The 26,966-nt window shown below is 71.0% G+C and carries 27 protein-coding genes; 17 read left to right on the top strand and 10 right to left on the bottom strand.

The window, feature by feature from the left end; genetic code table 11:
• Window positions 1–160: 160 nt before the first annotated feature.
• The 3 genes from INQ48_25535 to INQ48_25525 are packed head-to-tail and all read left to right on the top strand — an operon-like array spanning window position 161 to window position 2,659.
• Window positions 161–1,192, top strand: coding sequence for an NAD-dependent isocitrate dehydrogenase (locus INQ48_25535; protein ID QRF56662.1), 1,032 nt, complete (start codon window positions 161–163; stop codon window positions 1,190–1,192).
• Between the two features lie 26 nt (window positions 1,193–1,218).
• Window positions 1,219–1,947: a phosphodiester glycosidase family protein gene (locus tag INQ48_25530; GenBank protein ID QRF56661.1), complete on the top strand. Its 729-nt coding sequence runs from the start codon at window positions 1,219–1,221 to the stop codon at window positions 1,945–1,947.
• 31 nt (window positions 1,948–1,978) lie between these two features.
• A complete protein-coding gene (locus tag INQ48_25525) occupies window positions 1,979–2,659 on the top strand; it encodes a YceH family protein (GenBank protein QRF56660.1) in 681 nt (226 codons plus the stop codon).
• Between the two features lie 11 nt (window positions 2,660–2,670).
• Here INQ48_25525 and INQ48_25520 read toward each other — a convergent pair whose 3' ends face one another.
• Entirely contained in the window at window positions 2,671–3,888 is a 1,218-nt protein-coding gene (locus INQ48_25520) for a patatin-like phospholipase family protein (protein QRF56659.1), read from the bottom strand.
• Between the two features lie 76 nt (window positions 3,889–3,964).
• Between INQ48_25520 and apbC the strand changes: the two genes are divergently transcribed.
• The 3 genes from apbC (at window position 3,965) to INQ48_25505 (ending at window position 8,178) form a co-directional block, all read left to right on the top strand.
• On the top strand, window positions 3,965–5,056 hold the full coding sequence (gene apbC, locus INQ48_25515; protein QRF56658.1) for an iron-sulfur cluster carrier protein ApbC: 1,092 nt from the start codon (window positions 3,965–3,967) through the stop codon (window positions 5,054–5,056).
• 342 nt (window positions 5,057–5,398) lie between these two features.
• On the top strand, window positions 5,399–6,346 hold the full coding sequence (locus tag INQ48_25510) for a LysR family transcriptional regulator (protein ID QRF56657.1): 948 nt from the start codon (window positions 5,399–5,401) through the stop codon (window positions 6,344–6,346).
• Window positions 6,347–6,486: 140 nt separating this feature from the next.
• Window positions 6,487–8,178, top strand: coding sequence for an OFA family MFS transporter (locus INQ48_25505; GenBank protein QRF56656.1), 1,692 nt, complete (start codon window positions 6,487–6,489; stop codon window positions 8,176–8,178).
• Window positions 8,179–8,212: 34 nt separating this feature from the next.
• Here INQ48_25505 and INQ48_25500 read toward each other — a convergent pair whose 3' ends face one another.
• Complete coding sequence (locus INQ48_25500; protein ID QRF56655.1) at window positions 8,213–8,788, bottom strand: hypothetical protein; 576 nt, start codon at window positions 8,786–8,788, stop codon at window positions 8,213–8,215.
• Between the two features lie 170 nt (window positions 8,789–8,958).
• Here INQ48_25500 and INQ48_25495 point away from each other — a divergent pair, with 170 nt between their 5' ends.
• Window positions 8,959–9,306 (top strand): winged helix-turn-helix domain-containing protein, encoded by a 348-nt coding sequence (locus INQ48_25495; GenBank protein ID QRF56654.1) that lies wholly within the window; start codon window positions 8,959–8,961, stop codon window positions 9,304–9,306.
• On the top strand, window positions 9,303–9,800 hold the full coding sequence (tsaA, locus tag INQ48_25490) for a tRNA (N6-threonylcarbamoyladenosine(37)-N6)-methyltransferase TrmO (protein ID QRF56653.1): 498 nt from the start codon (window positions 9,303–9,305) through the stop codon (window positions 9,798–9,800). The genes INQ48_25495 and tsaA overlap by 4 nt, the downstream gene beginning before the upstream one ends.
• Here tsaA and INQ48_25485 read toward each other — a convergent pair.
• Window positions 9,797–10,444, bottom strand: coding sequence for a nitroreductase (locus INQ48_25485; GenBank protein ID QRF56652.1), 648 nt, complete (start codon window positions 10,442–10,444; stop codon window positions 9,797–9,799). The genes tsaA and INQ48_25485 overlap by 4 nt on opposite strands.
• A 2-nt stretch (window positions 10,445–10,446) precedes the next feature.
• A complete protein-coding gene (locus INQ48_25480; GenBank protein QRF56651.1) occupies window positions 10,447–10,704 on the bottom strand; it encodes a hypothetical protein in 258 nt (85 codons plus the stop codon).
• Between the two features lie 224 nt (window positions 10,705–10,928).
• Between INQ48_25480 and modB the strand changes: the two genes are divergently transcribed.
• Genes modB through INQ48_25465 form a run of 3 tightly spaced genes read left to right on the top strand, consistent with a single transcriptional unit; the run spans window position 10,929 to window position 13,183 of the window.
• Window positions 10,929–11,612, top strand: a complete 684-nt coding sequence (gene modB, locus INQ48_25475; protein QRF56650.1) for a molybdate ABC transporter permease subunit — start codon at window positions 10,929–10,931, stop codon at window positions 11,610–11,612.
• A gap of 18 nt (window positions 11,613–11,630) precedes the next feature.
• Window positions 11,631–12,395: a molybdate ABC transporter substrate-binding protein gene (gene modA, locus INQ48_25470; GenBank protein ID QRF56649.1), complete on the top strand. Its 765-nt coding sequence runs from the start codon at window positions 11,631–11,633 to the stop codon at window positions 12,393–12,395.
• Window positions 12,392–13,183, top strand: a complete 792-nt coding sequence (locus INQ48_25465; GenBank protein ID QRF56648.1) for an ATP-binding cassette domain-containing protein — start codon at window positions 12,392–12,394, stop codon at window positions 13,181–13,183. Before modA ends, INQ48_25465 begins: the two co-directional genes overlap by 4 nt.
• Before the next feature lie 6 nt (window positions 13,184–13,189).
• Here INQ48_25465 and INQ48_25460 read toward each other — a convergent pair whose 3' ends face one another.
• Window positions 13,190–14,050 carry an NAD(P)H-binding protein gene (locus INQ48_25460; GenBank protein ID QRF56647.1) on the bottom strand — a complete coding sequence of 287 codons (861 nt, stop codon included), beginning with the start codon at window positions 14,048–14,050 and terminating at the stop codon, window positions 13,190–13,192.
• Between the two features lie 109 nt (window positions 14,051–14,159).
• Here INQ48_25460 and INQ48_25455 point away from each other — a divergent pair, with 109 nt between their 5' ends.
• From INQ48_25455 to fdhD, 4 genes are all read left to right on the top strand, one after another.
• Entirely contained in the window at window positions 14,160–15,074 is a 915-nt protein-coding gene (locus INQ48_25455) for a LysR family transcriptional regulator (GenBank protein ID QRF56646.1), read from the top strand.
• 111 nt (window positions 15,075–15,185) lie between these two features.
• Entirely contained in the window at window positions 15,186–17,543 is a 2,358-nt protein-coding gene (locus INQ48_25450; protein ID QRF60896.1) for an FdhF/YdeP family oxidoreductase, read from the top strand.
• A 44-nt stretch (window positions 17,544–17,587) separates the two neighbouring features.
• Window positions 17,588–17,854: a hypothetical protein gene (locus INQ48_25445; GenBank protein QRF60895.1), complete on the top strand. Its 267-nt coding sequence runs from the start codon at window positions 17,588–17,590 to the stop codon at window positions 17,852–17,854.
• A 61-nt stretch (window positions 17,855–17,915) separates the two neighbouring features.
• The gene (gene fdhD, locus INQ48_25440) at window positions 17,916–18,824 is read left to right on the top strand and encodes a formate dehydrogenase accessory sulfurtransferase FdhD (protein QRF56645.1); all 909 of its coding nucleotides are present in this window, start codon (window positions 17,916–17,918) and stop codon (window positions 18,822–18,824) included.
• Here fdhD and mnmH read toward each other — a convergent pair.
• The 5 genes from mnmH to INQ48_25415 are packed head-to-tail and all read right to left on the bottom strand — an operon-like array spanning window position 18,758 to window position 23,168.
• Entirely contained in the window at window positions 18,758–19,825 is a 1,068-nt protein-coding gene (mnmH, locus tag INQ48_25435) for a tRNA 2-selenouridine(34) synthase MnmH (protein QRF56644.1), read from the bottom strand. The genes fdhD and mnmH overlap by 67 nt on opposite strands.
• A gap of 38 nt (window positions 19,826–19,863) precedes the next feature.
• On the bottom strand, window positions 19,864–20,628 hold the full coding sequence (gene phnE, locus INQ48_25430; GenBank protein ID QRF60893.1) for a phosphonate ABC transporter, permease protein PhnE: 765 nt from the start codon (window positions 20,626–20,628) through the stop codon (window positions 19,864–19,866).
• A gap of 26 nt (window positions 20,629–20,654) precedes the next feature.
• Complete coding sequence (locus tag INQ48_25425) at window positions 20,655–21,488, bottom strand: ABC transporter permease (protein QRF60894.1); 834 nt, start codon at window positions 21,486–21,488, stop codon at window positions 20,655–20,657.
• Window positions 21,479–22,291, bottom strand: coding sequence for an ATP-binding cassette domain-containing protein (locus tag INQ48_25420; protein ID QRF56643.1), 813 nt, complete (start codon window positions 22,289–22,291; stop codon window positions 21,479–21,481). Before INQ48_25420 ends, INQ48_25425 begins: the two co-directional genes overlap by 10 nt.
• 22 nt (window positions 22,292–22,313) lie before the next feature.
• Entirely contained in the window at window positions 22,314–23,168 is an 855-nt protein-coding gene (locus INQ48_25415; protein QRF56642.1) for a putative selenate ABC transporter substrate-binding protein, read from the bottom strand.
• A gap of 109 nt (window positions 23,169–23,277) precedes the next feature.
• Between INQ48_25415 and selD the strand changes: the two genes are divergently transcribed.
• Together selD and INQ48_25405 are read left to right on the top strand one after the other, a co-directional pair.
• Complete coding sequence (gene selD / locus INQ48_25410) at window positions 23,278–24,363, top strand: selenide, water dikinase SelD (protein QRF56641.1); 1,086 nt, start codon at window positions 23,278–23,280, stop codon at window positions 24,361–24,363.
• Window positions 24,364–24,409: 46 nt separating this feature from the next.
• Window positions 24,410–26,926: an ABC transporter permease gene (locus INQ48_25405; protein ID QRF56640.1), complete on the top strand. Its 2,517-nt coding sequence runs from the start codon at window positions 24,410–24,412 to the stop codon at window positions 26,924–26,926.
• Window positions 26,927–26,966: the final 40 nt, after the last annotated feature.

Raw genomic sequence — 26,966 nt, 5'->3', positions numbered from 1 at the left:
GACCCCATGCCGCACCCCGCCGTGTCCCGGTGACCGGCCCGGGAATGACCCTCGCGGCGCCGGGCCTCGTCAAGGCGATGCCATGGGCCCGGCGTTATTCTTCGGCCTCCGCGCGCCCCGGCGGCCGCGACTCCCCATTCCTCGACCAAGGGCGCCCCTCATGACCACCCCCATTCCCGCAACCCTGATCCCCGGCGACGGCATCGGCCCCGAGATCGTCGACGCCACGCTGGCCGCGCTCGACGCGCTGAAGGCGCCCTTCGAATGGGACCGCCAGATCGCCGGCCTGGGCGGCGTCAAGGCCTCGGGCGATCCGCTGCCCGCGGCCACGCTCGACAGCATCCGCCGCACCCGGCTCGCGCTCAAGGGCCCGCTCGAGACGCCCTCGGGCGGCGGCTACCGCTCGTCGAACGTGCGGCTGCGCGAGGAGTTCGAGCTCTACGCCAACCTGCGCCCGGCGCGCACCATCATCCCGGGCGGGCGCTTCGACAAGATCGACCTGATGGTGGTGCGCGAGAACCTCGAGGGCCTGTACATCGGCCACGAGCACTACGTGCCGATCGACGGCGACCCGCATGCCGTGGCCATGGCCACCGGCATCAACACGCGCCAGGGCAGCCGCCGCATCCTCGAGTACGCGTTCCAGACCGCCGTGGCCACCGGCCGCAAGAAGGTCACGATCGTGCACAAGGCCAACATCATGAAGGCGCTCACGGGCATCTTCCTCGAGACCGGCCTCGACCTCTACGAGAAGAAGTACAAGGGCCAGTTCGAGCTCGACACGGTCATCATCGACGCCTGCGCGATGAAGCTGGTGCTCAACCCCTGGCAGTTCGACATGCTGGTCACCACCAACCTGTTCGGCGACATCCTGTCGGACCTGGTGGCGGGCCTGGTCGGCGGCCTGGGCATGGCGCCCGGCGCCAACATCGGCACCAATGCCGCGATCTTCGAGGCGGTGCACGGCTCGGCGCCCGACATCGCGGGCAAGGGCATCGCGAACCCGATCGCGCTGATGCTCGCGGCCGCGCTGATGCTCGATCACTGCAAGCTGCCCGAACTCGCCACGCGCCTGCGCCAGGCCATCGACGACACGCTCAACATCGACCAGGTGCGCACCGGCGACCTGGGCGGCAGCGCCGGCACCGAGGCCTTCACCAAGGCACTGGTGGCGCGCATCCGGAACGCCTGAGGCACGCCGCACCGGCGACGATCCCGATGCCCAGGCGCCTGCTGTGGCTGTCGATGCTGGTGGCGGGGCTCGTGCTGGGCCTGGCCGCGTCGGCGCGCGCCGAGCCGGCGCGCTACACGGTGGTGCGCATCGACCTGCGCAAGGACCGGCTCTCGCTGTTCCTCAACGACGACAGCGGCATCGCCTTCAAGCGCTTCGACCGGCTGCAGGCCTGGCTGGCCGAGCGCGGGCGCCGGCTCGACTTCGCGGTGAATGCCGGCATGTACCACGCCGACTTCGCGCCCGTGGGCCTGCTGGTGCGCGAGGGCCGCGAGGAATCGCCGCTCAACCTCGAGGCCGGCACCGGCAATTTCTTCCTCCAGCCGAACGGCGTGTTCCTGGTCTCGGACGAGGGCCCGCGCGTGATCGAGTCGTCGGAGTACCCGGCGCTCGCGCCGCGGCTGCGCGGGCTGTCGATCGCCACCCAGTCGGGTCCGCTGCTGCTGCGCCATGGCGCGGTGCATCGCTCGTTCATCGTCGACTCGCCCTCGCGCAAGATCCGCAACGGCGTCGGCGTGTCGGGCCACACGGCGATCTTCGTGCTCAGCGAGACGCCCGTGAACTTCCACGAGTTCGCGCTCTACTTCCGCGACGTGCTGCACTGCCGCGACGCGCTCTATCTCGACGGCACCGTCTCGGCCCTGCATTCGACCGCGCTCGGGCGCAGCGACTTCGTGCGCGAGCTCGGGCCCATACTCGCGGTCGTTTCGCCCTGAATCCCGTCCCCCTTCGTTTTCCTGCCGAGCCATGACCACTGCGCTGCCCGTCCTGTCCCTAGTCGAAACCCGCGTCCTCGGCGTGCTGGCCGAAAAGCAGCGCACCGTGCCCGACAGCTATCCGCTGACGCTCAACGCGCTGGTGTCGGGCTGCAACCAGAAGACCAGCCGCAACCCGGTGCTCGAGCTCAGCGAGTCGCAGGTGCAGGCCGCGATCGACAGCCTCAAGGGCTACAGCCTGGTGGCCGAGACCAGCGGCGGCCGCGCCTGGCGCTACGAGCACAACATCGACCGCGTGCTGCGCATTCCCTCGCAGTCGGTGATCCTGCTCACGGTGCTGATGCTGCGCGGCCCGCAGACCGCGGGCGAACTGCGCATCGCCTGCGACCGCATGCACAACTTCGCCGACATCTCCTCGGTCGAGGGCTTCCTCGACGAGCTGTCCGAGCGTTCGGCCGGCGCACTGGTGGTGAAGCTCGCACGGCTGCCCGGCGCGCGCGAGAGCCGCTGGGCGCACCTGCTGAGCGGCACGCCGGCCGAGGAGCCCGCGCCCGCGGGCGGCTACGAGGCGCCGCGCGCCGCGCACGATGTCTCGCTGGGCGAGGTGGCGGCGCTCAAGGCCAACGTGGCGCGGCTCGAGACCGAGGTGGCGCAGCTCAAGGCGCTGCTCGGGCGGGTGTGCTCGGAGCTCGGGATTTCCGAGGAGGGCTGAGCGGTCGGCGCTCAGGCGGCCATCGATTCGGGCTGCCTCGTCTCCTCCCAACCGAAGAAGCGCAGCACCTCCTCGCGCTGCCGCATCGCATCGGCATGCCCGAGCGCCATCAGCTCGCGCGTGTAGCCCGACTCGAACAGCAGGTAGCTCGCGAGCGCGCCGCCCTTGACGTCGGCCGCGACCTGCGAGCCGCCGAGCAGGTGGCGCACGGCGCCGGGCAGGGCGTCGACGTGGCGCGCGGCGATCACGTCGAGGCGTTCCGAGGGCGAGATCACCAGCAGGTCGATCGGGCGCAGCGCGCTCGCGGCGCGCGCCTCCTCGGGGATCAGGCCCAGCGTGTGGTTGATGCGGCGCAGGCGCTCGATGTCGACCGCGAGCGCGTCGAGGAAGATGCTCGACAGCGCATGGCCCGCGATCTGCGCCATGGTCGGATAGCCGCTGTGGGTGTTGGGCGCGGGCGCCTCGCGCGGCTCGTGCATGCGGCCCGCGCCGATGACCACGATGCGCTGCGCGCCCAGGTGGATGGCCGCGGCGATCGGTGCCGACTGGCGCATCGAGCCGTCGCCGAAGTACTCGGTGTGGCCCTCCATCGGCAGCGCCGTGGCCGGAAAGACGAAGGGGATCGCGGCCGAGGCCAGCAGGTGGGCGTGCGAGATGCGGCAGCCCACCGACAGCCGCTGCGAGCGCACCCAGGGCGCCATCGGCGTGCCCGATTCGAAGAAGGTCACGTGCTCGCCCGAGCTGTAGCTCGAGGCCGTGACCGCCAGCGCCCGCAGGTGGCCCTGCTGCATCAGCTTCGGCAGGCGGTCCAGCGGCACCATGCGCTCGAGCATCTCCGACAGCGGCGTGTTGTCGAGCAGCGAGCGCGGCTTCACGCGCATCCAGTTGGCCGCGAAGCGCCCCAGGCCCAGCAGCATGCGCCAGCGCGCGCCGCTGCCGATGACCGACAGCGAGTCGGCGCGGTAGACCTGGCCGGCGCGAAACTCGCCCCAGAACTGCGCGATGTGGGCCACCACGGCATCGAAGTCGTCGGCGCCGCAGGCCAGCACGGCCGCGTTGATGGCGCCGGCCGAAGTGCCGGTGATGACCGGGAAGGGGTTGCCGCCACCGGCGGCGCCGGCCGCGCGCCGGATCTCGGCGATGGCCTGCAGCACCCCCACCTGGTAGGCGGCGCGGGCGCCACCGCCGGTGAGCAGCAGGCCGGTCGTCGCGGGGCTTGTCTCTGGCATTTTTCGGTTATTCGAAGCGTTGGGAGTCGGCCCCGACGGGGCGCACTAGACTACCCGCCTTCCAGGAGTTAGATCAATGGCCATCACCCCCGAGGCGATCTCGAACGCCCTCCAGAGCGTCTCAGACCCCAACACCGGCAAGGACTTCGTGTCCACCCGCGCGCTCAAGAACCTGCAAATATCGGAGGGCGACGTGTCCTTCGACATCGAGCTCGGCTATCCCGCGAAGAGCCAGCACGCGGCGCTGCGCAAGGCGCTGGTGGCCGCGGCCAAGACGGTGCCGGGCGTGGACAACGTGTCGGTCAACATCACGACCAAGGTCATCAGCCACGCGGTGCAGCGCGGCGTGCAGCTGATGCCCAACGTGAAGAACATCGTGGCCGTGGCCTCGGGCAAGGGCGGCGTGGGCAAGAGCACCACCGCGGCCAACCTGGCGCTGGCGCTGGCGGCCGAGGGCGCGCGCGTGGGCCTGCTCGACGCCGACATCTACGGCCCGAGCCAGCCGATGATGATGGGCATCGAGGGCCGCCCCGAGAGCGTCGACAACAAGACCATGGAGCCGCTGGAGAACCACGGCGTGCAGGTGATGTCGATCGGCTTCCTGGTCGACGCCGACCAGGCCATGATCTGGCGCGGCCCGATGGCCACGCAGGCACTCGAGCAGCTGCTGCGCCAGACCAACTGGAAGGACCTCGACTACCTGATCGTCGACATGCCCCCGGGCACCGGCGACATCCAGCTCACGCTGAGCCAGCGCGTGCCGATGACCGGCGCGGTGATCGTGACCACGCCGCAGGACATCGCGCTGCTCGACGCCAAGAAGGGCATCAAGATGTTCGAGAAGGTCGGCGTGCCGATCCTCGGCCTGGTCGAGAACATGGCGGTGCACGTGTGCTCGAACTGCGGCCACGTCGAACACATCTTCGGTACCGATGGCGGCAAGAAGCTGGCCGAGCAGGACGGCATGGCCTACCTGGGCGCGCTGCCCTTGTCGATCGACATCCGGCTGCAGGCCGACAGCGGCAAGCCCACGGTGGTGGCCGATCCCGAGGGCGAGATCGCCGGGCTCTACCGTGCCGTGGCGCTGCAGGTGGCGGTGGGCATTGCCGAGAAGGCCAAGGATTTCTCGGCGAAGTTTCCGACGATCACGGTGAGCAAGAGTACCTAGGATGGATTTCGGGGGGGTGGTTCGTCGCGCTTCTTGCTGCCGGGGGTGCGGCTGGGAGCGGGCTCACGCCGACGGGGTACTCCCCTCCGCGAATGTCCCCCGGCCTGCGGCCTCCTCCTTGATTTCGCTGCGGGGAGTACCCCATCGACGTGAGCCTGGGGCAGGTCGGTTGAACCGGCCGGCACAACGACTGCGCCTACGTGCACAGGGCAGTGGGTGCTTCCCGCAGCGAAATAAAGGAGGAGCCGAAGGCGGGGGACATTCGCGGAGGGAAGTACCCGCTGTCCTGTGCACGCGCCCCGGACGCTGCACCCGATTCCCCCACCCAGCAAGGACAGCGAGATGAACCTACTCGCCTCCATGCGCTACCTCGTAGCCCTCAGCGAACACAAGCATTTCGGCCGAGCCGCCGCCGCCTGCCACATCACCCAGCCCGCGCTGTCCAACGCCCTGCGCGCGCTCGAATCCGAATTCGGCGTCGTCATCGTCAAGCGCGCCCGCGTCTACGTCGGCCTCACGCACGAGGGCGAACGCGTGCTCGCCACCGCGCAACGCATGCTGCGCGACAACGAAGTGCTGCTGCAGGAATTGCGCAGCGAGGCCGGAGAACCGCGTGGCAGCCTGCGCATGGCGGCCGTGCCCACGGCGATACCCATGCTCTCGCGCTTCGCGGCCATGCTGCATCAGCGCCATCCGGGGATCGTGCCCGGCGTCATCTCCATGAGTTCGCAGGAGCTCGAGACCGGCCTCGAGAGCCTCTCGGTCGATCTTGCGCTCGGCTACACCGAGCGCATGCACATGCCCGGCATCAAGCTCACCGCCTGGCCGCAGAGCATCGAGCACTACTTTCTTTTGCGCCGGGCCGCCGTGCCCTCCGACGACCAACTGCGCATCGGCAAGCCCCTGGCCTGGTCCGAGGCCGCGACGCTGCCGCTTTGCCTGCTCACGCCCGACATGCACAACCGCGCCATCGTCGACCAGGCGCTGCGCGAAGCCGTCGGCACCGTCGTGGCACCGGCCATCGAGACCAACTCCGTGCTCGCGCTCGTGCTGGCCGTCATCGCCGGCACGGTCAGCAGCGTGCTGCCCGGCGCCATGGTGGCCGCCGTGCGCAGCTACCGCGAGCTCGAGGCCCTGCCGCTGGTGGCGCCCGAGATCCTCACCCCCATCGGCTTCATGACCCAGGACGGCGTGCGGGCCTCGCGCGCCCTCGAGGCCGCGCTGGCCTTCCTGCAGACGCCCGAGTGGCTCGCCCAGGCCGCGCTGCACAGCGGCACGCTGGGCGAATAGCGCGAGGGGCCGTCGCCATTTAGTTCTTGAATCGGCCCATGCGCCGATCGAATTTGACGGCGCGGGGCTGCCCCGACCACACTCCGCCGCCGGAAATTTTCAACAGTCCGTTTTCCCAGATCCGGCAATTTAGGAGTGATATGGCAGGTTCAACTGCAGGCGTTCTCGAGGGAGATCGCATCCAGGGCTCGGGCGCAGCGCCCGGCTTCCTCGACAAGGAACGCATCATCGCCGGCCCCGGCTACAACCGCTGGCTGGTCCCGCCTGCAGCATTGGCCATCCACCTGTGCATCGGCATGGCCTATGGCTTCTCGGTGTTCTGGCTGCCGCTGTCGAAGGCGCTCGCCACCGCCGGCACCGGCGCCCAGGCCTGCGCGCGCGAGATGAGCTTCTTCGCCGAGCTGTTCGCCACGAACTGCGATTGGCGTGTGGCCACGCTGGGCTGGATGTACACCCTGTTCTTCGTCTTCCTCGGCTGCTCGGCGGCCCTGTGGGGCGGCTGGCTCGAACGCGCGGGTCCGCGCAAGGCCGGCGTCGTGTCGGCCGTGTGCTGGTGCGGCGGCATGCTGCTGTCGGCGCTGGGCATCCACCTGCACCAGTTCTGGCTCATGATCCTCGGCTCGGGCGTCATCGGCGGCATCGGGCTGGGCCTGGGCTATATCTCGCCGGTCAGCACGCTCATCAAGTGGTTCCCCGACCGCCGCGGCATGGCCACCGGCATGGCCATCATGGGCTTCGGCGGCGGCGCGATGATCGGCTCGCCGCTCGCGGTCGACCTCATGAAGCGCTTCTCCAACGCCCACGACGTCGGCGTGATGCAGACCTTCGTCGTGATGGCCATCGGCTACTTCGTCTTCATGATGGCCGGCGCGCTCGGCTACCGCGTGCCGCCCACGGGCTGGAAGCCGGCCGGCTGGACGCCGCCGCCCGCGCAGGCCGGCAACGCCATGATCACGCAGCGCCACGTGCACGTGAAGAAGGTCTGGGGCATTCCGCAGTTCTGGCTCGTGTGGCTGGTGCTGTGCATGAACGTGAGCGCCGGCATCGGCGTGATCGGCATCTCCTCGCCGATGCTGCAGGAAGTGTTCGGCGGCGCGCTGATCGACCTGCCGGGCAAGTTCGGCGAACTCGACAAGACCCAGCTCGCGGCCATCGCGGTCGTGGCCGGCGGCTTCACCGCGCTGCTGTCGCTGTTCAACATCGGCGGGCGCTTCGTCTGGGCCAGCCTGTCCGACAAGCTCGGCCGCAAGCTCACCTACACCGTGTTCTTCGTGCTCGGCGCGGTGCTCTACGCGAGCATCCCCTCGTCGGCCGGCGCGGGCAGCAAGCTGCTGTTCGTGGGCGCGTGCTGCATCATCGTCTCGATGTACGGCGGCGGTTTCTCCACGGTGCCGGCCTACCTGGCCGACCTGTTCGGCACCCAGTTCGTGGGCGCCATCCATGGCCGCCTGCTGACGGCCTGGGCCACGGCCGGCATCCTCGGCCCGGTGGTCGTGAACTACATGCGCGAGTACCAGCTCGGCCTGGGCCTGCCGCGCGAGCAGGTCTACAACCAGACCATGTACATCCTCGTGGGCATGCTGGCGATCGGCTTCATCGCCAACCTGCTGGTGCGCCCGGTGGCCGACAAGCACTTCATGAGCGATGCCGAACTCGCCATCGAGAAGAAGCTCGCGCACGAGAAGGCCGCGGCCTCCGAAGTGGGCGAGGGCTCGGGCCGTGCCGACACGGTGAGCCCGGCGGTCGTGGTGCTGGCGTGGGCGGCGGTGGGCATTCCGCTGGCCTGGGGCGTCTACAAGACGCTGATCAGCGCGGCCAAGTTCTTCCACTGAACCCACGCCGGGGCCCGCGGCCCCGGCCTCATCCTCAGCGCCCCGAAGGCTGCGCCGCGAACACCTCGATCGCGGCCAGCCGCGCCACCGAACGGCCCGGCTTCTGGTCGCCGGCCACCACCAGGCGTGCCGCGCCGTTGCGGCCCAGCGACGTGCCATTGCGCGCATAGGCCAGCAGCGCCGTTTTGTTGCCGAACTCCGGCGACATCTCCCCCAGCGACACCACCGCGCGGTAGCCATCGCTGCCGACGGCCACCACGTACATCGACAGCAGCGGGTTGCGCACGCGCGCATCGGCCTGCAACCCGACCGCGGGATCGTTGAGCAGCGACCACAGGCTCACGCCCGTGTAGGTGTCGGCACCGACCGTGAGCGTGGTCGCGGGCATGGCGCGCAGCTCGGCGAGATCGAAGCGCGCGCGCTTGAGTACCGCCCCCGAGACCGTGAAGGCCGGCGAGGCCTCGTCGCTGGCCGAGGGGCCATGGCCCGTGGCCGCGGCCGGTGCGGTGGGCGGCGTGCCGGCGCAGCCCGCGAGCAGGGCGACGATCGCGGCGATGCCGAGCAGCCCGCGCGCGGTGCTGCCGGAGGCTTCGAGGGACAGGGGGCGCATGCTTCGATTCCTCATCCGATGGCCAGCCGGCGTGGGCCGGCCCTGGCGCTGTGTTCATTCTGACATGACGACTTCGACGGGCGAGTCCGCGCCATCGGGTAATCCGGCGGCCGGGCCGGTCGCTGCATCGTTTACCCTTCTCGCCCACGCCCGCGCTTTTTCCGTCCGCCATGAAATCCAAAGTCCAGTTCCGCCTGCGCGTCTACCGCGACGACGTCATCGCCATCGGCCCCGGCAAGATCGCCGTGCTCGAGGCCGTGGCCGAGACCGGCTCGATCTCGGGCGCGGCCCGGCTGCTGGGCATGTCGTACCGGCGTGCCTGGATGCTGATCGACGAGATGAACCATGCGCTGAGCTCGCCCGCGGTGAACACCGCCGCCGGCGGTTCGCATGGCGGCGGCACCGCGCTCACGCCGGTGGGCGAGGAGATCGTCAAGCACTACCGCGCGATCGAGAACGCCGCGCGGCTCGCCACGGCCGCCGACATCCGCGCGCTCACGAGGCTGCTCGCGCCATGAGCGCCGAAGCGCGCGACCAGATCGTGCTGCGCTCCGTGGGCGTGGTGCGCAGCCGCTTCACCGAGGCCACCGGCATGCCGATCCAGACCGCGGGCGCGCCCGAGGAGACGGGCCGCGTCGAGGTCCATCCAGAATTCGTGCCGGGGCTGCGCGACATCGAGGGCTTCGACTACCTGATCCTGATCACGCGGCTGCATGCCTGCGAGAACGAGAAGCTCGAGGTCGTGCCCTTCCTCGACGACAGTTCGCACGGCGTCTTCGCCACGCGCGCGCCCGCGCGGCCCAATCGGCTGGGGCTGTCGATCGTGCGGCTCACGGCGGTGGAGGGCCGCATCCTGCACTTCAGCGGCAACGACATGATGGACGGCACCCCGGTGCTCGACATCAAGCCCTACGTGCCGCGCTTCGACGTGCGCGAGACCGAGCGCGTGGGCTGGTTCAGCGCGCGGCTCGAGCGGCTGCCCGACACGCGCTCCGACGACCGGATGCGCTAGCCGGCTTCCGGCGGCGGCGGTAGCGCGCCGGGCGACGCCACCCACGGCGCCTCGCCCTGCCAGCACGACCATACGTTCTGCGACAGTGTCTCGCGCGGCTGCGGCGGTGCTTCCGCGATCGTGCCCACGCTGATGAAGCCGACCAGCTCCTCGCCGGGCTGCACGCCGAGCTGGCGCGCCAGCGTCTCGTCGAAGCAGCGCTCGCCGCTCAGCACGATCGCGCCGTAGCCGAGCTGGTGCGCCGCGCTCAGGATGTTGCCGAGCGCCGCGCCGGCACTGAGCCACTGCTCGCGCGCGGGCACCTGGCTGCGCGCGCGCGGCGACACCACGAAGGCCAGCAGCAGCGGCGGCCGCAACGCGTGCTCGCGCGCGCGGCCCAGGTCGGCGGGGCTCGCGAGCGGGTCGCGCCGCAGCTTCTCCTGTTCGAAGCAGTCGGCCAGGGCCTCGCGGCTCGCGGGCCTGAACTCGATCACGCGCCAGGGGTGCAGCGCGCCATGGTCGGGCGCGCGCAGGCCGGCCTGCAGCAGGCCGTCGAGTTCCTCGGGATTGGGGCCGGGCGGCCGCAGCCGGCGCGGCGAGACCGAACGCCGCGTCAGCAGCACTTCGAGGATGCGCTCGGCACCCGTCATGTGGCGCCACCTCATGGTCAGCGCTGCGGTTCCCCGTGTTCGAGCCGCTCGACCCAGGCGGCCTTGCGGCGCAGCACCTCGCCGATGTCGTGCGCGTCGGCCTGGCCGACCAGGAAGGACTGGCTCTCGCCGCCCGGCGCCACGATCGACAGCACCACGCCGCCGTCGTCGTCGAGCGTGCGCTCGACGCGCCATTCCTGGACCTGCGTCACCTGGCGCAGCTCGGGCCGGCCGGAGATCGAGCGGACAACGGTGTCGTGGGCGGAGGCGCGCATGGTCGGCGGTCGGTCGGGGTCCTCGTGGGACAGGGGGTGGATCTGGCGCCGCGGCCCCGGGGGTAAAGGCCTGCGACGCTGTATCTGCCAGTATATGGAGGAGCCTTGGGATGCGCACCCGTCGCGCGCTCGCCGCACACTGGATTTACCCTAATAAAACCTGGAACCCATGTTTCATCGCCGAGCCGTTCCGGCGCGTCATGCAACAATCACGCCGTATCTTCATGAACACGACGCAATCGCTCATCACGCAGACCGACTGGCATCCGCTGGTGCTGTCGATCCAGGTCGCCAGCGTGGCGACGCTGCTCGCGCTGGTCGTCGGGCTGGCCCTGGGCTGGCTGTTCGCGCGCAAGCATTTCTGGGGCCATAGCGTGCTCGAGGCGGTGTTCATGCTGCCGCTGGTGCTGCCGCCCACGGTCATCGGCTACGGCATCCTGGTGGTGGCGGGCCGGCGCAGCCCGCTCGGGGCGTGGCTGCGCGAGCACTTCGACTACACCATCATCTTCAGCTGGCATGGCGCCGTGGTGGCCTCGGCCGTGGTCGCGCTGCCGCTGGTGCTCAAGTCGGCCAGCGCCGCTTTCGCGGGCGTCGACCGCTCGCTCGAGGCCGCGGCCAGCACCTTGCGCCAGTCGCGCTTCTCGGTGTTCGTGCGCGTCACCCTGCCGCTGGCCTGGCCCGGCATCCTGGCCGGCACGCTGCTGGCGTTCGCGCGCGCCATGGGCGAGTTCGGCGCCTCGCTGATGGTGGCCGGCTCGATCCCGCAACAGACCCAGACCCTGTCGATGGCGATCTACGACGCCGTGCAGGCCGGCCACGACGACCTCGCGCTGCTGCTGGTGATCGTGACCTCGCTGCTGTCGATCACGGTGCTGGTGCTGTCCAACCGCTTCTTTTCCCTTCGCTGATTCATCCAGGAGCTTCGCATGCGTTCCATCCGCGCCTTGTCGTCCCTCGCCCTCGCTTCCGTCCTCGCCCTGGCGATTCCGATCGGGGCCGCCGCGCAGCAGATCACCGTCTCGGCCGCGGCCAGCCTGACCGACGCCTTCAAGGAGATCGGTCCCAAGTTCGAGGCCGCGAAGGCCGGCACCACGGTGCGCTTCAATTTCGCCGCCTCGGGCGTGCTGCTGCAGCAGATCGGCCAGGGCGCGCCGGTCGACGTGTTCGCGAGCGCGGACCAGGAGACCATGAACCGCGGCGTCGAGCAGAAGCACATCGACACCGATACGCGCAAGAACTTCGTCAGCAACAGCCTGGTGCTGATCGAGCCGTCGAAGGACGGCGTGGGCGTCAAGAGCCTGCAGGACCTGGCCGGCCCGGCCGTGAAGAAGATCGCCGTCGGCAAGACAGCCACCGTGCCGGTCGGCCGCTACACCAAGCAGGTCCTCGATGCCGCCAACCTCTGGACCACGCTAGAGCCCAAGTTCGTGCAGGCCGACAGCGTGCGCCAGGTGCTCGACTACGTGGGCCGCGGCGAGGTCGAGGCCGGCTTCGTCTACCGCACCGACGCGGCCGTGATGGGCGACAAGGTCAAGATCGTGCTCACGCCCAGCGGCAACAGCCCCGTGACCTACCCGATCGCCGTGGTGGCCGAGAGCAAGCAGAAGGCCGTGGCCAAGGACTTCATCGATTTCCTCTCGAGCGACGCGGCACGGGAGGTGCTCACGCGCTATGGTTTCGGCAAACCATGATTGATGTCGATCTGAAGCTCACGGTCACCGACGGCAGCCGCCGCTTCGACCTGGCCGCGCGCTTCTCGACCGACGTTCCCTTCGCCGCGCTCTACGGTCCCTCGGGCGCCGGCAAGTCGCTGACCCTGCAGGCCATCGCCGGCCTGCTGCGTCCCACGGGCGGCCATGTGCGGCTCGACGGCCGCACGCTCTACGACGCCGCCGGCGGCGTCGACGTGCCGGCCTCCGAGCGGCGCGTGGGCTACCTGTTCCAGAACTACGCGCTGTTCCCGCACCTCACGGTGCGCCAGAACGTGGCCTTCGGCCTGACCTCCTGGCGCCGCCGGCGCCTGCCGCCCGACGAGGCCGAGAACGTGCAGTCGCTGCTCGAGCGCTTCGGCCTCGCGGCGCTGGCCGACAGCCGGCCGCAGAAGCTCTCGGGCGGCCAGCAGCAGCGCGTGGCGCTGGCGCGTGCGCTGGCCTGCCGGCCGCAGGTGCTGCTGCTCGACGAACCCTTCGCCGCGCTCAACCCGATGCTGCGCGCCGAACTGCGCGAAGAACTCGCCGAGGTGCGCCGCGCCTGGGGCATCCCGGTGCTGATGATCACGCACGACATCGAGGACGTGCTCGCGCTGGCCGACGTGGCCTTCGTCTACAACGACGGCCAGGTGGTGCGCGAGATCGACCTGCACACGGCCGAGAGCCGCGAGCTCTCGCTGCGCGAGGCGGCCGGCGTGCCGGTCGTGGCGGACACGCCGCTGCGCAGCAAGCTGCGCGGGCTGCTGATGCAGGACGCGCCGGGCGCCTGAGCTGGCTCAGCCGGCCACGAGCTGGCGCACCACGTCCTCGAGCGTCACGCGCCCCTTGCGCACCGAGGCAGCGTCGCCCTCGAACGCGATCCAGCCCTCGTTGAAGCCGTCGAGCATCTGGATGCGCGGCACCGGGTCGCGCATGCCCTGTTCGCGGAACAGCGCGCCCCAGGTCTGGCGCGGCACGGCCTCGGCCTGCACCGGCCGGCCGAGCACGCGCGCGAAGGCGGCGGCGATCTCGTGCTGCGTCACGCGCGTCGGGCCCTCGAGCTCGACCACACGCCGGCCCTGCCAGTTCTCCTGCAGCAGTTCGGCGGCCACGCGGCCCACGTCGAGCGTCGAGACCATCGGCATCGGCCGATCGAGCGGCTGCAGGAAGCCGGGCAGCACGCCGCGTTCGCGCGCCGGGGCCACGTCCCAGGCCAGGTTGTCGAGGAACCAGGCCGGCCGCAGCAGCGCGAGCGGCAGCGGCAGGGGCGACAGCGCTTCTTCCATCAGCGAGCGCTGGCTCAGCAGGTTCGGCTGCGCGGCCTGCGCCCCCACGGTCGAGAGGCAGACCACGCGCGCGGGCCGCGCCACCTCGAGCGCCTGGCGCACCGCGGCGATGGATGCGCGTGCCTCGGGATAGCCCGGCAGCGGATCGAAGCACGGCGGCGGCAGCACGAACACGCCGGTGCAATCGGCGAAGGCGCGCGCCAGCGCGTCGGCGTCTTCCATCTCGGCGACGGCGACCTCGCAACCGAGCGCGGCCCAGGGCCGGGCCTTGTAGCCATCGCGCACGACGGCGCGGACTTTCTGGCCCGAAGCGAGCAGGGCGCGCGCGGCGGCACCGCCGACCTTGCCCGTGATTCCAGTGATGGCATGCATGTGATTTCTCCTTGAACGAATGCGACGGGGTGAATGCTAGGAATCGTGGGCCTTTGAGTAAATGCCGGGCAGCTCATATCATTCGTGACTTCAAATCACGGATGAATCCATGGCTCTCGACGGACGACTGCTCTCCAACGTCAGCGTGCTCGCCGCCGTCGTCGACAGCGGCAGCTTCGCCAAGGCGGCCGATGCACTGGGCGTCACGCCCTCGGGCGTGAGCCGGGCCATCGCGCGGCTCGAGGCGCGCATCGGCGTGCGGCTGCTCGACCGCACCACGCGCTCGCTGGGCCTGACCGACGAGGGCCGCGAGCTCTACGCCAGCATCAATCCGCTGGTGCTCGGCATCGAGGACGCGGTGACGCGCGCCAGCGGCTCCGCGGGCGCGGTGCAGGGCCGGCTGCGCGTCAACGTCGACGCCTTCACCTCGCGGCTGCTGCTGGCGCCGCACATCCACCGCTTCGTCGAGCGGCATCCGCAGCTCTCGCTCGAGCTCATCGCGCGCGACCAGCTCGGCGACCTCGTGGGCGAGGGCTTCGACATCGCGCTGCGCTTCGGCACGCCGCCGGCCTCCTCGCTGGTGGCGCGCAAGCTGATCGAGACCCGCGTCGCGACCGTGGCCGCACCCGGCTACCTCGCGCGCCACGGCCGGCCCGCGAAGCCGGCCGAGCTCGCCCGGCATGTCTGCATCCAGGTGCGCGATCCGCTGACCGGCCAGCCCTTCGCCTGGGAGTTCCGCCGCGGCCGCAAGGCCATCGAGGTGCCGACCGCGGGCCGGCTGCTGCTGACCGATCCCGGCACCATCCTCGGCGCCTGCGTCGCGGGCGCGGGCATCGCGCAGATCAAGGCGCTGGGCATCCAGGAACTGCTCGATGCGGGGCAACTGGTCGACCTCTTTCCCGACTGGCCCGACGAGCGCTTCTCGCTGCACGTGCTCTATCCCTCGCGCCACCTGCCGGCCGCCAAGGTGCGCGCCTTCATCGGCTTCGTCGAGGAGGTGCTGGCGCCGCGCGCCGCGGGCTGAGCCGGCCCGGCGCGGGCCCCGTCATTTCCGTTTTGAATCGGAGCATGTCCCGATTCAATTTGACGCTCCCGGCGCACGCGGCGAACACTCTCCCGCATGAGCATTGGCGATATCGGCGAACAGAAGATCGAGTTCTACAAGGGCCCCGCGGGCGGCTGGGGCGCGTTGCGCAGCGTGAAGAACACGCTGCTGCGGCAGGACATTCCCCTCAAGGGCGCGAAGACCCTGCTGTCGGCCAACCAGCCCGACGGCTTCGACTGCCCGGGCTGCGCCTGGCCCGACCGCAACCACGCCTCGACCTTCGAGTTCTGCGAGAACGGCGTGAAGGCCGTGGCGGCCGAGGCCACCGCGCGCCGCGCCGGGCCCGAGCTGTTCGCGAAGCACACGGTGGCCGAGCTGATGCAGCAGAGCGACTTCTGGCTCGAGGACCAGGGCCGGCTCACGCACCCGATGGTCTACGACCGCGCGAGCGACAAGTACCGCCCGATCGAATGGGACGCGGCCTTCGAGCTGATCGCGCGCCACCTCAACGCGCTGTCCGATCCCAACCAGGCCATCTTCTACACCTCGGGCCGCGCCAGCAACGAGGCCGCCTTCCTCTACCAGCTGTTCGTGCGCGAGTACGGCACCAACAACTTCCCCGACTGCTCGAACATGTGCCACGAGCCCAGCGGCAGCGGCATGCGGCCGCAGATCGGCGTGGGCAAGGGCACGGTCACGCTCGACGACTTCGACAAGGCCGACGCGATCTTCATCTTCGGCCAGAACCCCGGCACCAACCATCCGCGCATGCTCGGCGAGCTGCGCGCGGCCTCGAAGCGCGGCGCGCGCATCGTGAGCTTCAACCCGCTGCGCGAACGCGGCCTCGAGCGCTTCCAGGATCCGCAGAGCAAGCTCGAGATGGCCACGCTGGGCTCCACGCCGATCAGCACCCACTACTACCAGCTGCGCGTGGGCGGCGACTTCGCGGCCCTCAAGGGCATGATGAAGCATGTCGTCGAGCGCGACGACCGGAGCATCGCCGCCAGCGGCGCCTCGCTGCTCGACCGCGAGTTCATCGCCACCCACACCACCGGCTTCGAGTCGCTGGCCGCCGACCTGCGCGCCGAGTCGTGGGAGCTGCTCGAACAGGAATCGGGCCTGTCCGAGGCCGACATCCGCGCCGCGGCCGAGGTCTACCTCGGCGCCAAACGCGTCATCGCCTGCTGGGGCATGGGCATCACGCAGCACCAGCATTCGGTGGCCACGATCCAGATGATCGTCAACCTGCTGATGCTGTGCGGCCACATGGGCCGCGAGGGCGCGGGCGCCTGCCCGGTGCGCGGCCACAGCAACGTGCAGGGCGACCGCACCATGGGCATCTGGGAGAAGCCGCCGGCCGCGCTGCTCGACCGGCTGCAGCAGGTGTTCGGCTTCGAGCCGCCGCGCGAGAACGGCTTCGACACCGTGGAGGCGATCCAGGCCATGCTCGACGGCAAAGGCCGCGTGTTCTTCGCGCTCGGCGGCAACTTCGCGGCCGCCACGCCCGACACCTACCAGACCTGGAAGGGCCTGCGCCAGTGCGACCTCACGGTGCACGTCGCGACCAAGCTCAACCGCAGCCACGTGGTGCACGGGCGCGAGGCGCTGATCCTGCCCTGCCTGGGCCGCACCGAGATCGACATGCAGGCCGCCGGCGCGCAGGGCGTGACGGTGGAGGACTCGATGAGCATGGTGCACATCTCGATGGGCATCAACCCGCCGGCCTCGGCGCAGCTGCTGTCGGAGCCCGCTATCGTCGCGCGCCTCGCGGCCGCCACGCTGGGCGCGCGCAGCCGCACGCCGTGGCTCTGGATGATCGAGGACTACGCGCGCATCCGCGACAAGATCGAGGCCGTGTTCGACGACTTCGCGGACTTCAACACGCGCGTCGCCACGCCCGGCGGCTTTCGCCTGCGCAACACCGCGAGCGAGCGCGTGTGGAACACGCCGCAGAACAAGGCCGTGTTCTTCACCCATGCGGTGCCGACCGACACGCCGGTGCACCGCGCCCGCGCGCGCCACGGCCGCAAGGGCGACGCGAAGGTCTTCACCCTGCTGACCACGCGTTCGCACGACCAGTACAACACCACCATCTACGGCATGGACGACCGCTATCGCGGCGTGTTCGGCCAGCGCCGCGTGGTGTTCATCCATGCCGAGGACATTCGCGCGCTGGGCTTCAAGGACGGCGACTGGGTCGACATCCTCACGGTGTGGGACGACGGCCAGGAGCGGCGCGCCGACCGCTTCAAGCTCGTGGCCTACGACATCCCGCGCGGCAACCTCGCGGCCTACTACCCCGAGACCAATCCGCTGGTGCCGCTGTCCTCGGTGGCCGAGAACGCGGGCACACCGACCTCGAAGTCGATTCCCGTGATGCTGGTGGCGCACCTCGCGCAGGCCGAGGAAGGCCCGGCCTCGGTCACGGGCGAAGCGATCGCGGCCTGAGGCTGGCGCGCGCCATGTCCGACGAAGCGAACGACGCCCTCCCGCTGCCCGCCGCGATCCTGCTCGCGCTGGCCGAGTTCGAGGCCGAGGGCCTGGACAGCGTCTCGCTGCCGCGCCTGGGCAAGCGGCTCGGCCAGGGCGCGAGCGTGCTGATGCGTCAGCTCGCGCTGATGGGCGACGCGGCCCTCGGCGGCGTGCCGGGGCCGGGCTGGGTCGCGGTCGAGCGCGACGGCGAGCGCTGGCTGGCGCGCCTGAGCGACACCGGCCGCGCGCTGGCCGAATCCCTCGTCAGCGACGCGCCCGCCGCCTGAACGCCTGGCCCATCGCGGCGGGCAGGCCCACAATAGGCGCCCACTCCTTCGCTTCCGCGCCATGTCCACCGACACCGAACTCGCACCGCTGCCCTCGATCTCGCGCCTCGGCGTGCGCGTCTACGGCGAGGCCGGCGCGCCGCCCGATGGCATCGCGCGCGAGGACACGCTCGCGGCCGAGGTGCCGGTGGCGCTGGTGTTCAACGGCATCTCGCACGCGGTGATGATGGCCACGCCGCAGGAGCTCGAGGACTTCGCGCTGGGCTTCGCGCTCAGCGAGGGCATCCTCGACGCCGCCGACGACTGCCGCGGCATCGAGGTCGAGGCCGTCGATGCCCACGATGCCGGCCTGCCCGAGGGCATGCCCGGCGTGGAGGTGCGGCTCGAGATCTCCACGCGCGCCTTCGAGCGGCTCAAGGGCCGGCGGCGCAGCCTCGCGGGCCGCACGGGCTGCGGCGTCTGCGGCGTCGAGAGCTTCGCCGCGCTCGACCTCGCGTCCGAACGCCTGCCCGCGCACGACTGGCTCGCGCGCATCGACCTGCCCACCGTGCTGCGCGCCTTCGCGGCGCTGCCCGCGCGCCAGCTGCTCAATGCCAGCGCCGGCGCGATCCATGCCGCGGGCTGGGCCACGCTCGAGGGCGAACTGGTCGAGGTGCTCGAGGACGTCGGCCGTCACAACGCGCTCGACAAGCTGCTGGGCCGGCTCGCGCGCACCGGGCGGCTCGGCGAGCCGGGCTTCGTGGTGCTGTCGAGCCGCGGCAGCCACGAGCTGGTGCGCAAGTGCGCGCGGCTCGGCATCGCGGCCATGGCCACCATCTCGGCGCCGACCGCGATGGGCGTGCGCATGGCCGAGCTCAGCGGGCTGCGGCTGTGGGGGCTGTGCCGCGCGCCGCGCGGCGTGCTCTATGCCGACGGGCTGGCGTCGCCCTCGAGCGCGCGCACCGCGTCGGCCAGCGCCTCGATGCCCTGATCGTCGAGGTCGTCCGCGGCCACGCGGCGCCGCGTGGCCCAGGTCTTGAAGTGGCGCTCCTGCGACTTCTCGTAGTGCGGGTCGTAGTGCAGCGCCATCAGCTCGGCGAAGAGCAGCGGCAGCTGCGCCTCGTGCGCCCACTGCTGCCAGCGCGCCACCGTCTCCTTGCCCTGCAGTTCCTTGAGCAGGCCGAGCTGGCCGGCCAGTGCCGCGCGGTCGTCGCCGAGGTAGGCGTAATCGCGCAGCAGGTAGGCCAGCCGCGCCTCGGGCGTGGCCACTACCTCGATGCAGGGCGCGGTGCGCATCTTCGCCACCAGCGACAGCGGCAGCGAGAGACGGCCGATGCGGATGCTCTCGCCCTCGACGTAGAGCGGGCGCTGCAGGTCGATGCCTTCGAGCACCGTCGCGATGCGGGTCTCGAAATGCTTCTGTGAGGGCTGCGCCACGCCCGGCAGCGAACCCAGCAGCGAGCCCTTGTGGTGCGCGAAGTCCTCGAGGTCGAGCACCTGCTCGCCGCGCGCGGCCAGTGCATGCAGCACGCGGGTCTTGGCGCTGCCGGTGGCGCCGCAGACCACGCGCAGGTCGAGCCGCGGCGTCAGCGCGTCGAGCTGCGAGATCACGTGGCGCCGGAAGCTCTTGTAGCCGCCCGCGAGCTGCTGCGCGTCCCAGCCCACCAGCCGCAGCCAGGTCACCATCGAGCCGCTGCGCATGCCGCCGCGCCAGCAGTAGACCAGCGGCTTCCACTTCTCGGGCCGGTCGGCCAGGGTGTCGCGCAGGTGCCGCGCGATGTTGGCCGCGACCATCGCGCCGCCGATGCGCCGCGCCTCGAAGGCGCCGGTCTGCACGTAGACGGTGCCGACGATGCGGCGCTCCTCGTCGTCGAGCACGGGGCAGTTGATGGCGCCCGGGATGTGGTCGAGCGCGAACTCGGCCGGCGAACGCGCATCGATGATCGTGAAGGCGTGGCGGTCGACGACCCGCACGGGCTGGCGGTGACTCATGGCGGGAACCTCATGCCCCCGATTGTCGCCCCGAGGCTTCAGGCGTAGGCGGGACCGAGTCCCCGGCGCAAGCGAGCGCTCGCGAAGTCCACCAGCGTGACCAGCACGAACATCGCGAGCAGCACCGTCATCGCCTGCTGCTGCTGGAAGATCGAGAGGTGGAAGTACAGCAGCTGTCCGAGCCCGCCGCCGCCCACGAAGCCCAGCACCGCGGCCATGCGGATGTTCATCTCCCAGCGGTAGAGCGTGTAGGCCACCCACTGCGGCAGCACGATCGGCAGGCTGGCGTAGCTGAAGGCCGCGACCGGGCCGGCGCCCGAGAGCGTCAGCGCATGCTCGGGCTCGCGCGGCGCGTTCTCGAGCGCCTCGGCGAACAGGCGGCCCAGCACGCCCGTGGTGTGCAGCGCCAGCGCCAGCGCGCCCGCGAAGGGCCCGATGCCCGCGGCCAGCACCATCAGCGCGGCCCAGACCAGCTCGGGCACGCTGCGCAGCAGGTTGAGGATGAAGCGCGCGGCGTGGCGCGGCAGCCAGCCGGCGCGGCCGGAAGCGGGCAGCGCGAGCAGGGCGCCCGCCAGCGCCGCGAGCACCGTGCCGAGCGCCGACACCGCGAGCGTCTGCAGCGCGCCATGGACGACCTTGGCGAGGAAGCCGCCCGAGAGGTCGGGCGGGAAGAACTCGGCGATGAACTTGCCCATGAGAGCGAGCGACTCGGCCGAGCCCAGCGCGCGGTAATCGATGCCGAGGTAGACGAAGCTCGCGACCACCGCCGCCGCGATCAGCAGCAGCGCGATCCGGCAGCGCAGGCAGGGCGGTGGGCGTGGCGGCAGGTTCATGCGAGCAGCCTGCGCAGCGCGTTGCTCAGCACGTCCGCCAGCAGCACCAGCAGCAGGAACACCAGCAGGATGCTGCTGGCCTCGCCGCCGTTGAGCATCTTCATCGACTGGTCCATCAGCTGGCCCAGGCCACCCGCGCCGACGAAGCCCATCACCACCGAGGCGCGCACCGCGCACTCCCAGCGGTACACGGTGTACGAGGCCAGCTCCTGCGCCGTGTGCGGCAAGAGGCCATAGCACAGCGCCGCGAGCCGGCCGCTGCCGGCCTCGAGCAGCGCGCGCGCGGGGCGGGTGTCGGTCGATTCGAGGATTTCGGCGTACACCTTGCCGAGCATGCCGCCGTAGGTGATGGCCAGCGCCAGCACGCCGGCCGCGGGGCCCAGGCCCAGCGCGCGCACGAACAGCAGCGCCCAGACGATCTCGGGGATCGCGCGCAGCACCATCAGCAGCCAGCGCGCCGCCTGCCGCACGATGCCGGCGCGCACGCGGCCCGGCCCGGGGCCGATGCGCGAGATCGACAGCGCGCGCGTCGTCACGAAGGCCAGCGGCGCGCCGATCAGCAGCGCGAGCGCGGTGCCGGCCGTGGCCATGGCCAGCGTCTCGAGCGTGGCCTTGGCGAGCAGCGCGAGAAAGGCGGGCGAGCCATCGGGCGGAAGGAAGCCCGCGAGAAAGCCGCCGATGACCGCGAGGTTGCCGCCGTCGAACAGCGCCCAGGGCTTGAACTCGGCCAGCGTCAGCATCGGCCAGGCGACGACCAGCGCGGCGAGCCCGAAGCCGAGCCGGCGCCGCGCCTGCGGATCGCGGTGGACGGCGTTCGCGCTCAAGCGCAGCCCGGCCGCTGGAAGGCCGCCTCGGCCGCCACGGGTTGCGGCGTGCGCTGCAAGGCCACGCCGCCCTCGCTGGCATAGAGCGCGTCGAGCAGCGCAGGCGTGAGCTCGGCGGTCGGCAGGTCGAACATCAGCTGCCCGTTGCGCATGCCGACAACGCGCGGAAACCAGCGCAGCGCCAGGTCCACCGCATGCAGCGAGGCGACCAGCGTGGCGCCGGTGCTTTCGCTTTGCGCGACCAACTGGCCCACGGCGGCATCGGCCAGCGTGGGGTCGAGCGCGGAGACGGGCTCGTCGGCCAGCAGCAGCGCCGGCCGCTGGTAGAGCGCGCGTGCGATGCCCACGCGCTGCAGCTGCCCGCCCGAGAGCCGGTCGCAGCGCTCGAACAGGCGGTCCTCGAGCGACAGGCGCGCCAGCACCTCGTGCGCGCCGGCCATGTCGGAAGGATGGAACAGCGAGGCCAGCGCGCGCCAGCTCGACCACTGGCCCAGCCGGCCCGCGAGCACGGCCGTGACCACGCGCAGCCGCGGCGCGATCGGCGGTGCCTGGTGCACGGTGGCGATGCGCGCGCGCAATTTCCTGAGCGCAGCGGCCGGCAGTTGCCAGGGCTGCGCGTCGAGCGTTCGCACCTCGCCTTCGCCGGGTCGCAGCGCGGCCCCGAGCACGCGCAGCAGCGTGGTCTTGCCCGCGCCCGAGGGCCCGATGACCGCGAGGCGCTCGCCATCGCGCGCCGCGAGCTTCACGCCGGCCAGCGCGCGCTGGCCGTTGGGGTGCACCACGCCCACGCCGTCGAGCGAGAAACCCATGCGCGCTTTCTCCGCCTTTTGCTTACTTGATCAGGCCGGCCGACTTGCCCGCCGTCTCGATGCCGTCGTAGTTCGACGACTTGGTCGGGATGAACTTGCTCGCGCGCTGCAGCGCCATGATCTCCTTGTGCGCCGGGTTGGCCGGATCGAGCTTGAGGAAGGCGTCGGTGAGCTTCTTCGTGAGTGCCGCGTCGAGGCCCGGGCGCACGGTCCAGTTGTAGTCGTAGTAGGTCGGCGTGGTCGCGAGCACGCGCACCTTGAGCGCATTGGGGTTCTTGGCCTCCACCAGCTTGTCCCACACCGAGGCGTTGAGCACGCCGGCCTCGGCGCGCGAGGCGGCCACGAAGGCCACGGTGGCATCGTGCGCGCCCGAGAACGCGACCGTCTTGAAGTCCTTCTCGGGGTTGATGCCGGCCTGCAGCAGGAAGTAGCGCGGCATCAGGCTGCCCGAGGTGGAGGAGGGCGCGCCGAACGCGAAGGTCTTGCCCTTGAGGTCGGCGAGCGTCTTCGCGCTGCTGTCCGCCGGCACGATGAACTTGCTGGTGAAGACCTCGTCCTCGGCGCGCTGCACGATCGGCACGGCGCCGCCGTTGGTGCGGATGCGCGCCTGCACGAAGGTGAAGCCGCCGAGCCAGGCGAGGTCGATCTTGTGGGTGGCCAGGCCCTCGACCACGGCGGCATAGTCGGTCACGGGCGTGAACTGCACGTCCATGCCGGTTTCCTTCTTGAGGTAGTCGCCCAGCGGCGTGAACTTGCGCTGCAGTTCGGTCGGCGCCTCGTCGGGAATGGCCGAGACGCGCAGCACGCCTTGCGCGAAGGCGCCGACGGCGGCGAGGGAGAGCGTGAGCGCGAGGGCGATGCGAGCGGGAGTTTTCATGGGCGTGGCCTTTGGTGAATCGAAATGGGTCGTCAGCGGGGACGCGGGCGGCTTGCGGTCGAGGCTTCGATAATCTCGCCTTGTCTCATTCATCGATTGACGCGCTGCCATGACCGATGCTGCATCTTCCAGGCCCCTGAATCCGCTGGCGCCGCTGCGGCTCACCAGCTTCTCGCATGGTGGCGGCTGCGGTTGCAAGATCGCACCCGGGGTGCTGTCGCAAATCCTCAAGAACCATGCGGGGGGACTGATTCCGCCCGAGCTCATGGTGGGCATCGAGACCGCCGACGACGCGGCAGTCTACAGGCTCAGCGACGAGCAGGCACTGATCGCCACCACCGATTTCTTCATGCCGATCGTGGACGATCCCTACGAATTCGGGCGCATCGCGGCCACCAATGCCATCAGCGACGTCTACGCCATGGGCGGACGGCCGATCATGGCGCTGGCCATCCTCGCGATGCCGATCAACCAGTTGCCGGTGGAAGTGATCGCCGAGATCGTGCGTGGCGGCCAGGACGTCTGCCGCGCCGCCGGCATTCCGATCGCGGGCGGCCATACCATCGATTCGGTCGAGCCGATCTACGGGCTGGTCGCCATGGGCCTGGTGCATCCCGACCGCGTGCGGCGCAATGCCGACGCGAAGGCGGGCGACGTGCTGGTGCTCGGCAAGCCGCTGGGCGTCGGCGTGCTGTCGGCCGCGCTCAAGAAGGAGCAGCTGTCCGAGACCGGCTACCGCCGGCTGATCGAGAACACGACGAAGCTCAACACCCCCGGCATCGCGCTCTCGGCGCTCGAGGGCGTGCATGCGCTGACCGACGTCACGGGCTTCGGCCTCGCGGGGCATGCGCTCGAGCTCGCGCGCGGCGCGAAGCTCTCGGCCGTCGTCGAATGGTCGAAGGTGCCGTTGCTCGACCAGGTCACGGCGATGGTCGCCGAGGGCTTCGTCACGGGCGCCTCGGGCCGCAACTGGGCCGGCTACGGCGCCGAGGTCGAACTCGCCGCCGGCCTGCCGCCCAGCGCGCAGGCGCTGCTCAGCGATCCCCAGACCTCGGGCGGCCTGCTGGTGAGCTGCGCGCCCGAGGCGGTCGACGCGGTGCTCGAGATCTTCAGGCGCGAGGGTTTCGCGCAGGCGGCGGTGATCGGCGGCATGGAGGCGGGTCCGCCGTCGCTGCGGGTGGTGACGGGGCAATAACCCTCGAACCCGCCGCCCAGGCGCCCGCTGGGCTATCGTCGCGCCCATGAACGCTTCCCTCCGCCTGGGTTGGCGCACGCTCTGGCGCGACCTGCGCGCCGGCGAGCTGCGCCTGTTGATCGTCGCCGTGCTGCTGGCCGTGGCCGCGCTCACGGCCGTCGGCTTCTTCGCCGACCGGTTGCAGGGCGGCCTGAAGCGCGATGCGCGCCAGCTGCTGGGCGGCGACGCGGTCATCGTCAGCGACAACCCGACGCCCGAGGCCTTCGTGGCGCAGGCGCGCTCGCTGGGGCTGCAGTCCGCGGGCACCTACGGCTTTCCGACCATGGCGCGGGCCGACGATGCGCAGGGCGGCGCGAGCAAGCTGGTGGCGCTGAAGGCGGTGGCCGAGGGCTATCCGCTGCGCGGCAACGTGCAGACGGCCACGGCCCTCGGCGCGCCGGGCGCGGTCACGCGCGACGTGCCGGCACCGGGCGAGGTCTGGGTCGATGCCTCGCTGCTCGACTCGCTGGCGCTCAAGGTCGGCGACACGCTGCTCTTGGGCGACACCGGCCTGCGCGTCGGTCGCGTCATCACGCTCGAGCCCGATCGCGGCGCGGGCTTCATGAGCTTCTCGCCGCGCGTGATGCTCAACCAGGCCGACGTGCCGCGCACCGGCCTCGTGCAGCCGGCCAGCCGCGTGGGCTACCGGCTCGCGGTCGCGGGGCCCGATGCGGCGGTGAAGCGCTTCGTCGACTGGTCCGAGGCGCAGATCAAGAAGGGCGAGCTGCGCGGCGTGCGGCTCGACTCCTTCGAGAGCGGCCGGCCCGAGATGCGCCAGACGCTGGACCGCGCCGAGAAATTCCTGAGCCTGGTGGCGCTGCTGGCGGCACTGCTGTCGGCCGTGGCGGTGGCGCTGGCCGCGCGCGGCTTCGCGGCCAACCACCTCGACGACTGCGCGATGCTGCGCGTGCTGGGCCAGAGCCAGCGCACCATCGCCTGGGCCTATGCCTTCGAGTTCGCGGTGGTCGGGCTGGTGGCCAGCGCGCTGGGCGTGGCGATCGGCTTCGGCGTGCACTACGTGTTCGTGCTGCTGCTGGCGGGCCTGGTCGAGACCGCGCTGCCCTCGGCCACGCTGTGGCCCGCGGCCTTCGGCCTGGGCATGGGCCTCACGCTGCTGTTCGCCTTCGGGCTGCCGCCGGTGCTGCAGCTCGCGCGCGTGCCGCCGCTGCGCGTGATCCGGCGCGACGTGGGCGGGCTCAAGCCGGCCTCGCTCGCGGTGCTGGGCATCGGCGTGGCGGGCTTCGCGGCGCTGCTGATGGCGGCCAGCAGCGACATCAAGCTGGGCCTGATCGCGGTCGGCGGCTTCGCGGGCGCGGTGGCGGTGTTCGCGCTGCTGAGCTGGCTCGCGGTCAAGCTGCTGCGGCGCAGCGTCAACGAGACCACCGCGCCGCGCTGGCTGGTGCTGGCCACGCGGCAGATCTCGGCGCGGCCGGCCTATGCGGTGGTGCAGGTCAGCGCGCTCGCGGTCGGCCTGCTGGCGCTGGTGCTGCTGGTGCTGCTGCGCACCGACCTGGTGGCGAGCTGGCGCAAGGCCACGCCGCCCGATGCGCCCAACCGCTTCGTCATCAACGTGATGCCCGACCAGAGCGAGGCCTTCCAGAAGGCGTTGCGCAGCGGCGGCGTCGACAAGTTCGACTGGTACCCGATGATCCGCGGCCGCCTGATCGCGATCAACGACAAGCCCGTGACGCCCGACGACTACACCGAGGACCGCGCCAAGCGACTGGTGGACCGCGAGTTCAACCTCAGCAACAGCGCCGAGGCGCCCGCGCACAACAGCATCGTGGCCGGCCGCTGGACGCCCGGCGCGCAGGGCGAGGTGAGCGTGGAGGAAGGCCTGGCCGAGACCCTGGGCCTGAAGCTCGGCGACAGCCTGCGCTTCGACATCGGCGGCATGCAGAACGACGCGCGCATCACCTCGCTGCGCAAGGTCGACTGGGGCTCGCTGCACGCCAACTTCTTCGTGATGTACACCGTGCCCACGCTGGCCGACGTGCCCACCACCTTCATGGGCGCCTTCCGCGCGCCCGAGACCAAGGGCTTCGACAACGCGCTGGTGCGCGCCTTCCCGAACGTGACCAACGTCGACATGAGCGCCACCATCAACCAGGTGCAGACGGTGCTCGACCAGGTGATCCGCGCGGTCGAGTTCCTGTTCGGCTTCACGCTCGCGGCCGGGCTGGTGGTGCTGTTCGCGGCCGTCACCGCCACGCGCGAGGAGCGCGCGCGCGAGTTCGCCGTGATGCGTGCGGTCGGCGCGCGCGCCAGCCTGCTGCGCGAGGTGCAGCGCGCCGAACTCGCGGGCGTGGGCTTGCTCGCGGGCTTCCTCGCGAGCATCGTGGCCTCGGTGATCGGCTGGGGCCTGGCGCGCTTCGTGTTCGAGTTCACCTGGACCGCCTCGCCGCTCGTGCCCGTGGCCGGTGCGCTGGCCGGTGCGGTGCTTGCGCTCGGCGCGGGCTGGTGGGGGCTGCGCGAGGTGCTGCGCCGGCCGGTGGTCGAGACGCTGCGGCGCGCCGCCGAATGAGCTGAGTCGCCAGCCATGCATCGCGCGCCGATTTTTTTCG

It is taken from the genome of Variovorax paradoxus (genome assembly GCA_016806145.1).
GTDB lineage: Bacteria > Pseudomonadota > Gammaproteobacteria > Burkholderiales > Burkholderiaceae_C > Variovorax.
The sequence above is the reverse complement of the archived record's forward strand: the minus strand, read 5'-3'. Positions and strand labels throughout refer to the sequence as shown.

Excerpts from the sequence above, each read along its gene's own strand:
- selD (QRF56641.1), top strand. The coding sequence starts at position 23,278 with ATGACCGATGCTGCATCTTCCAGGCCCCTGAATCCGCTGGCGCCGCTG.
- INQ48_25520 (QRF56659.1), bottom strand. The coding sequence starts at position 3,888 with ATGCCAGAGACAAGCCCCGCGACGACCGGCCTGCTGCTCACCGGCGGT.
- modB (QRF56650.1), top strand. The coding sequence starts at position 10,929 with ATGAACACGACGCAATCGCTCATCACGCAGACCGACTGGCATCCGCTG.
- INQ48_25465 (QRF56648.1), top strand. The coding sequence starts at position 12,392 with ATGATTGATGTCGATCTGAAGCTCACGGTCACCGACGGCAGCCGCCGC.
- INQ48_25525 (QRF56660.1), top strand. The coding sequence starts at position 1,979 with ATGACCACTGCGCTGCCCGTCCTGTCCCTAGTCGAAACCCGCGTCCTC.
- fdhD (QRF56645.1), top strand. The coding sequence starts at position 17,916 with ATGTCCACCGACACCGAACTCGCACCGCTGCCCTCGATCTCGCGCCTC.
- INQ48_25495 (QRF56654.1), top strand. The coding sequence starts at position 8,959 with ATGAAATCCAAAGTCCAGTTCCGCCTGCGCGTCTACCGCGACGACGTC.
- modA (QRF56649.1), top strand. The coding sequence starts at position 11,631 with ATGCGTTCCATCCGCGCCTTGTCGTCCCTCGCCCTCGCTTCCGTCCTC.
- tsaA (QRF56653.1), top strand. The coding sequence starts at position 9,303 with ATGAGCGCCGAAGCGCGCGACCAGATCGTGCTGCGCTCCGTGGGCGTG.
- mnmH (QRF56644.1), bottom strand. The coding sequence starts at position 19,825 with ATGAGTCACCGCCAGCCCGTGCGGGTCGTCGACCGCCACGCCTTCACG.
- INQ48_25480 (QRF56651.1), bottom strand. The coding sequence starts at position 10,704 with ATGCGCGCCTCCGCCCACGACACCGTTGTCCGCTCGATCTCCGGCCGG.
- INQ48_25510 (QRF56657.1), top strand. The coding sequence starts at position 5,399 with ATGAACCTACTCGCCTCCATGCGCTACCTCGTAGCCCTCAGCGAACAC.
- INQ48_25505 (QRF56656.1), top strand. The coding sequence starts at position 6,487 with ATGGCAGGTTCAACTGCAGGCGTTCTCGAGGGAGATCGCATCCAGGGC.
- INQ48_25535 (QRF56662.1), top strand. The coding sequence starts at position 161 with ATGACCACCCCCATTCCCGCAACCCTGATCCCCGGCGACGGCATCGGC.
- INQ48_25500 (QRF56655.1), bottom strand. The coding sequence starts at position 8,788 with ATGCGCCCCCTGTCCCTCGAAGCCTCCGGCAGCACCGCGCGCGGGCTG.
- INQ48_25405 (QRF56640.1), top strand. The coding sequence starts at position 24,410 with ATGAACGCTTCCCTCCGCCTGGGTTGGCGCACGCTCTGGCGCGACCTG.
- INQ48_25455 (QRF56646.1), top strand. The coding sequence starts at position 14,160 with ATGGCTCTCGACGGACGACTGCTCTCCAACGTCAGCGTGCTCGCCGCC.
- INQ48_25415 (QRF56642.1), bottom strand. The coding sequence starts at position 23,168 with ATGAAAACTCCCGCTCGCATCGCCCTCGCGCTCACGCTCTCCCTCGCC.
- INQ48_25420 (QRF56643.1), bottom strand. The coding sequence starts at position 22,291 with ATGGGTTTCTCGCTCGACGGCGTGGGCGTGGTGCACCCCAACGGCCAG.
- INQ48_25485 (QRF56652.1), bottom strand. The coding sequence starts at position 10,444 with ATGAGGTGGCGCCACATGACGGGTGCCGAGCGCATCCTCGAAGTGCTG.
- INQ48_25530 (QRF56661.1), top strand. The coding sequence starts at position 1,219 with ATGCCCAGGCGCCTGCTGTGGCTGTCGATGCTGGTGGCGGGGCTCGTG.
- apbC (QRF56658.1), top strand. The coding sequence starts at position 3,965 with ATGGCCATCACCCCCGAGGCGATCTCGAACGCCCTCCAGAGCGTCTCA.
- INQ48_25460 (QRF56647.1), bottom strand. The coding sequence starts at position 14,050 with ATGCATGCCATCACTGGAATCACGGGCAAGGTCGGCGGTGCCGCCGCG.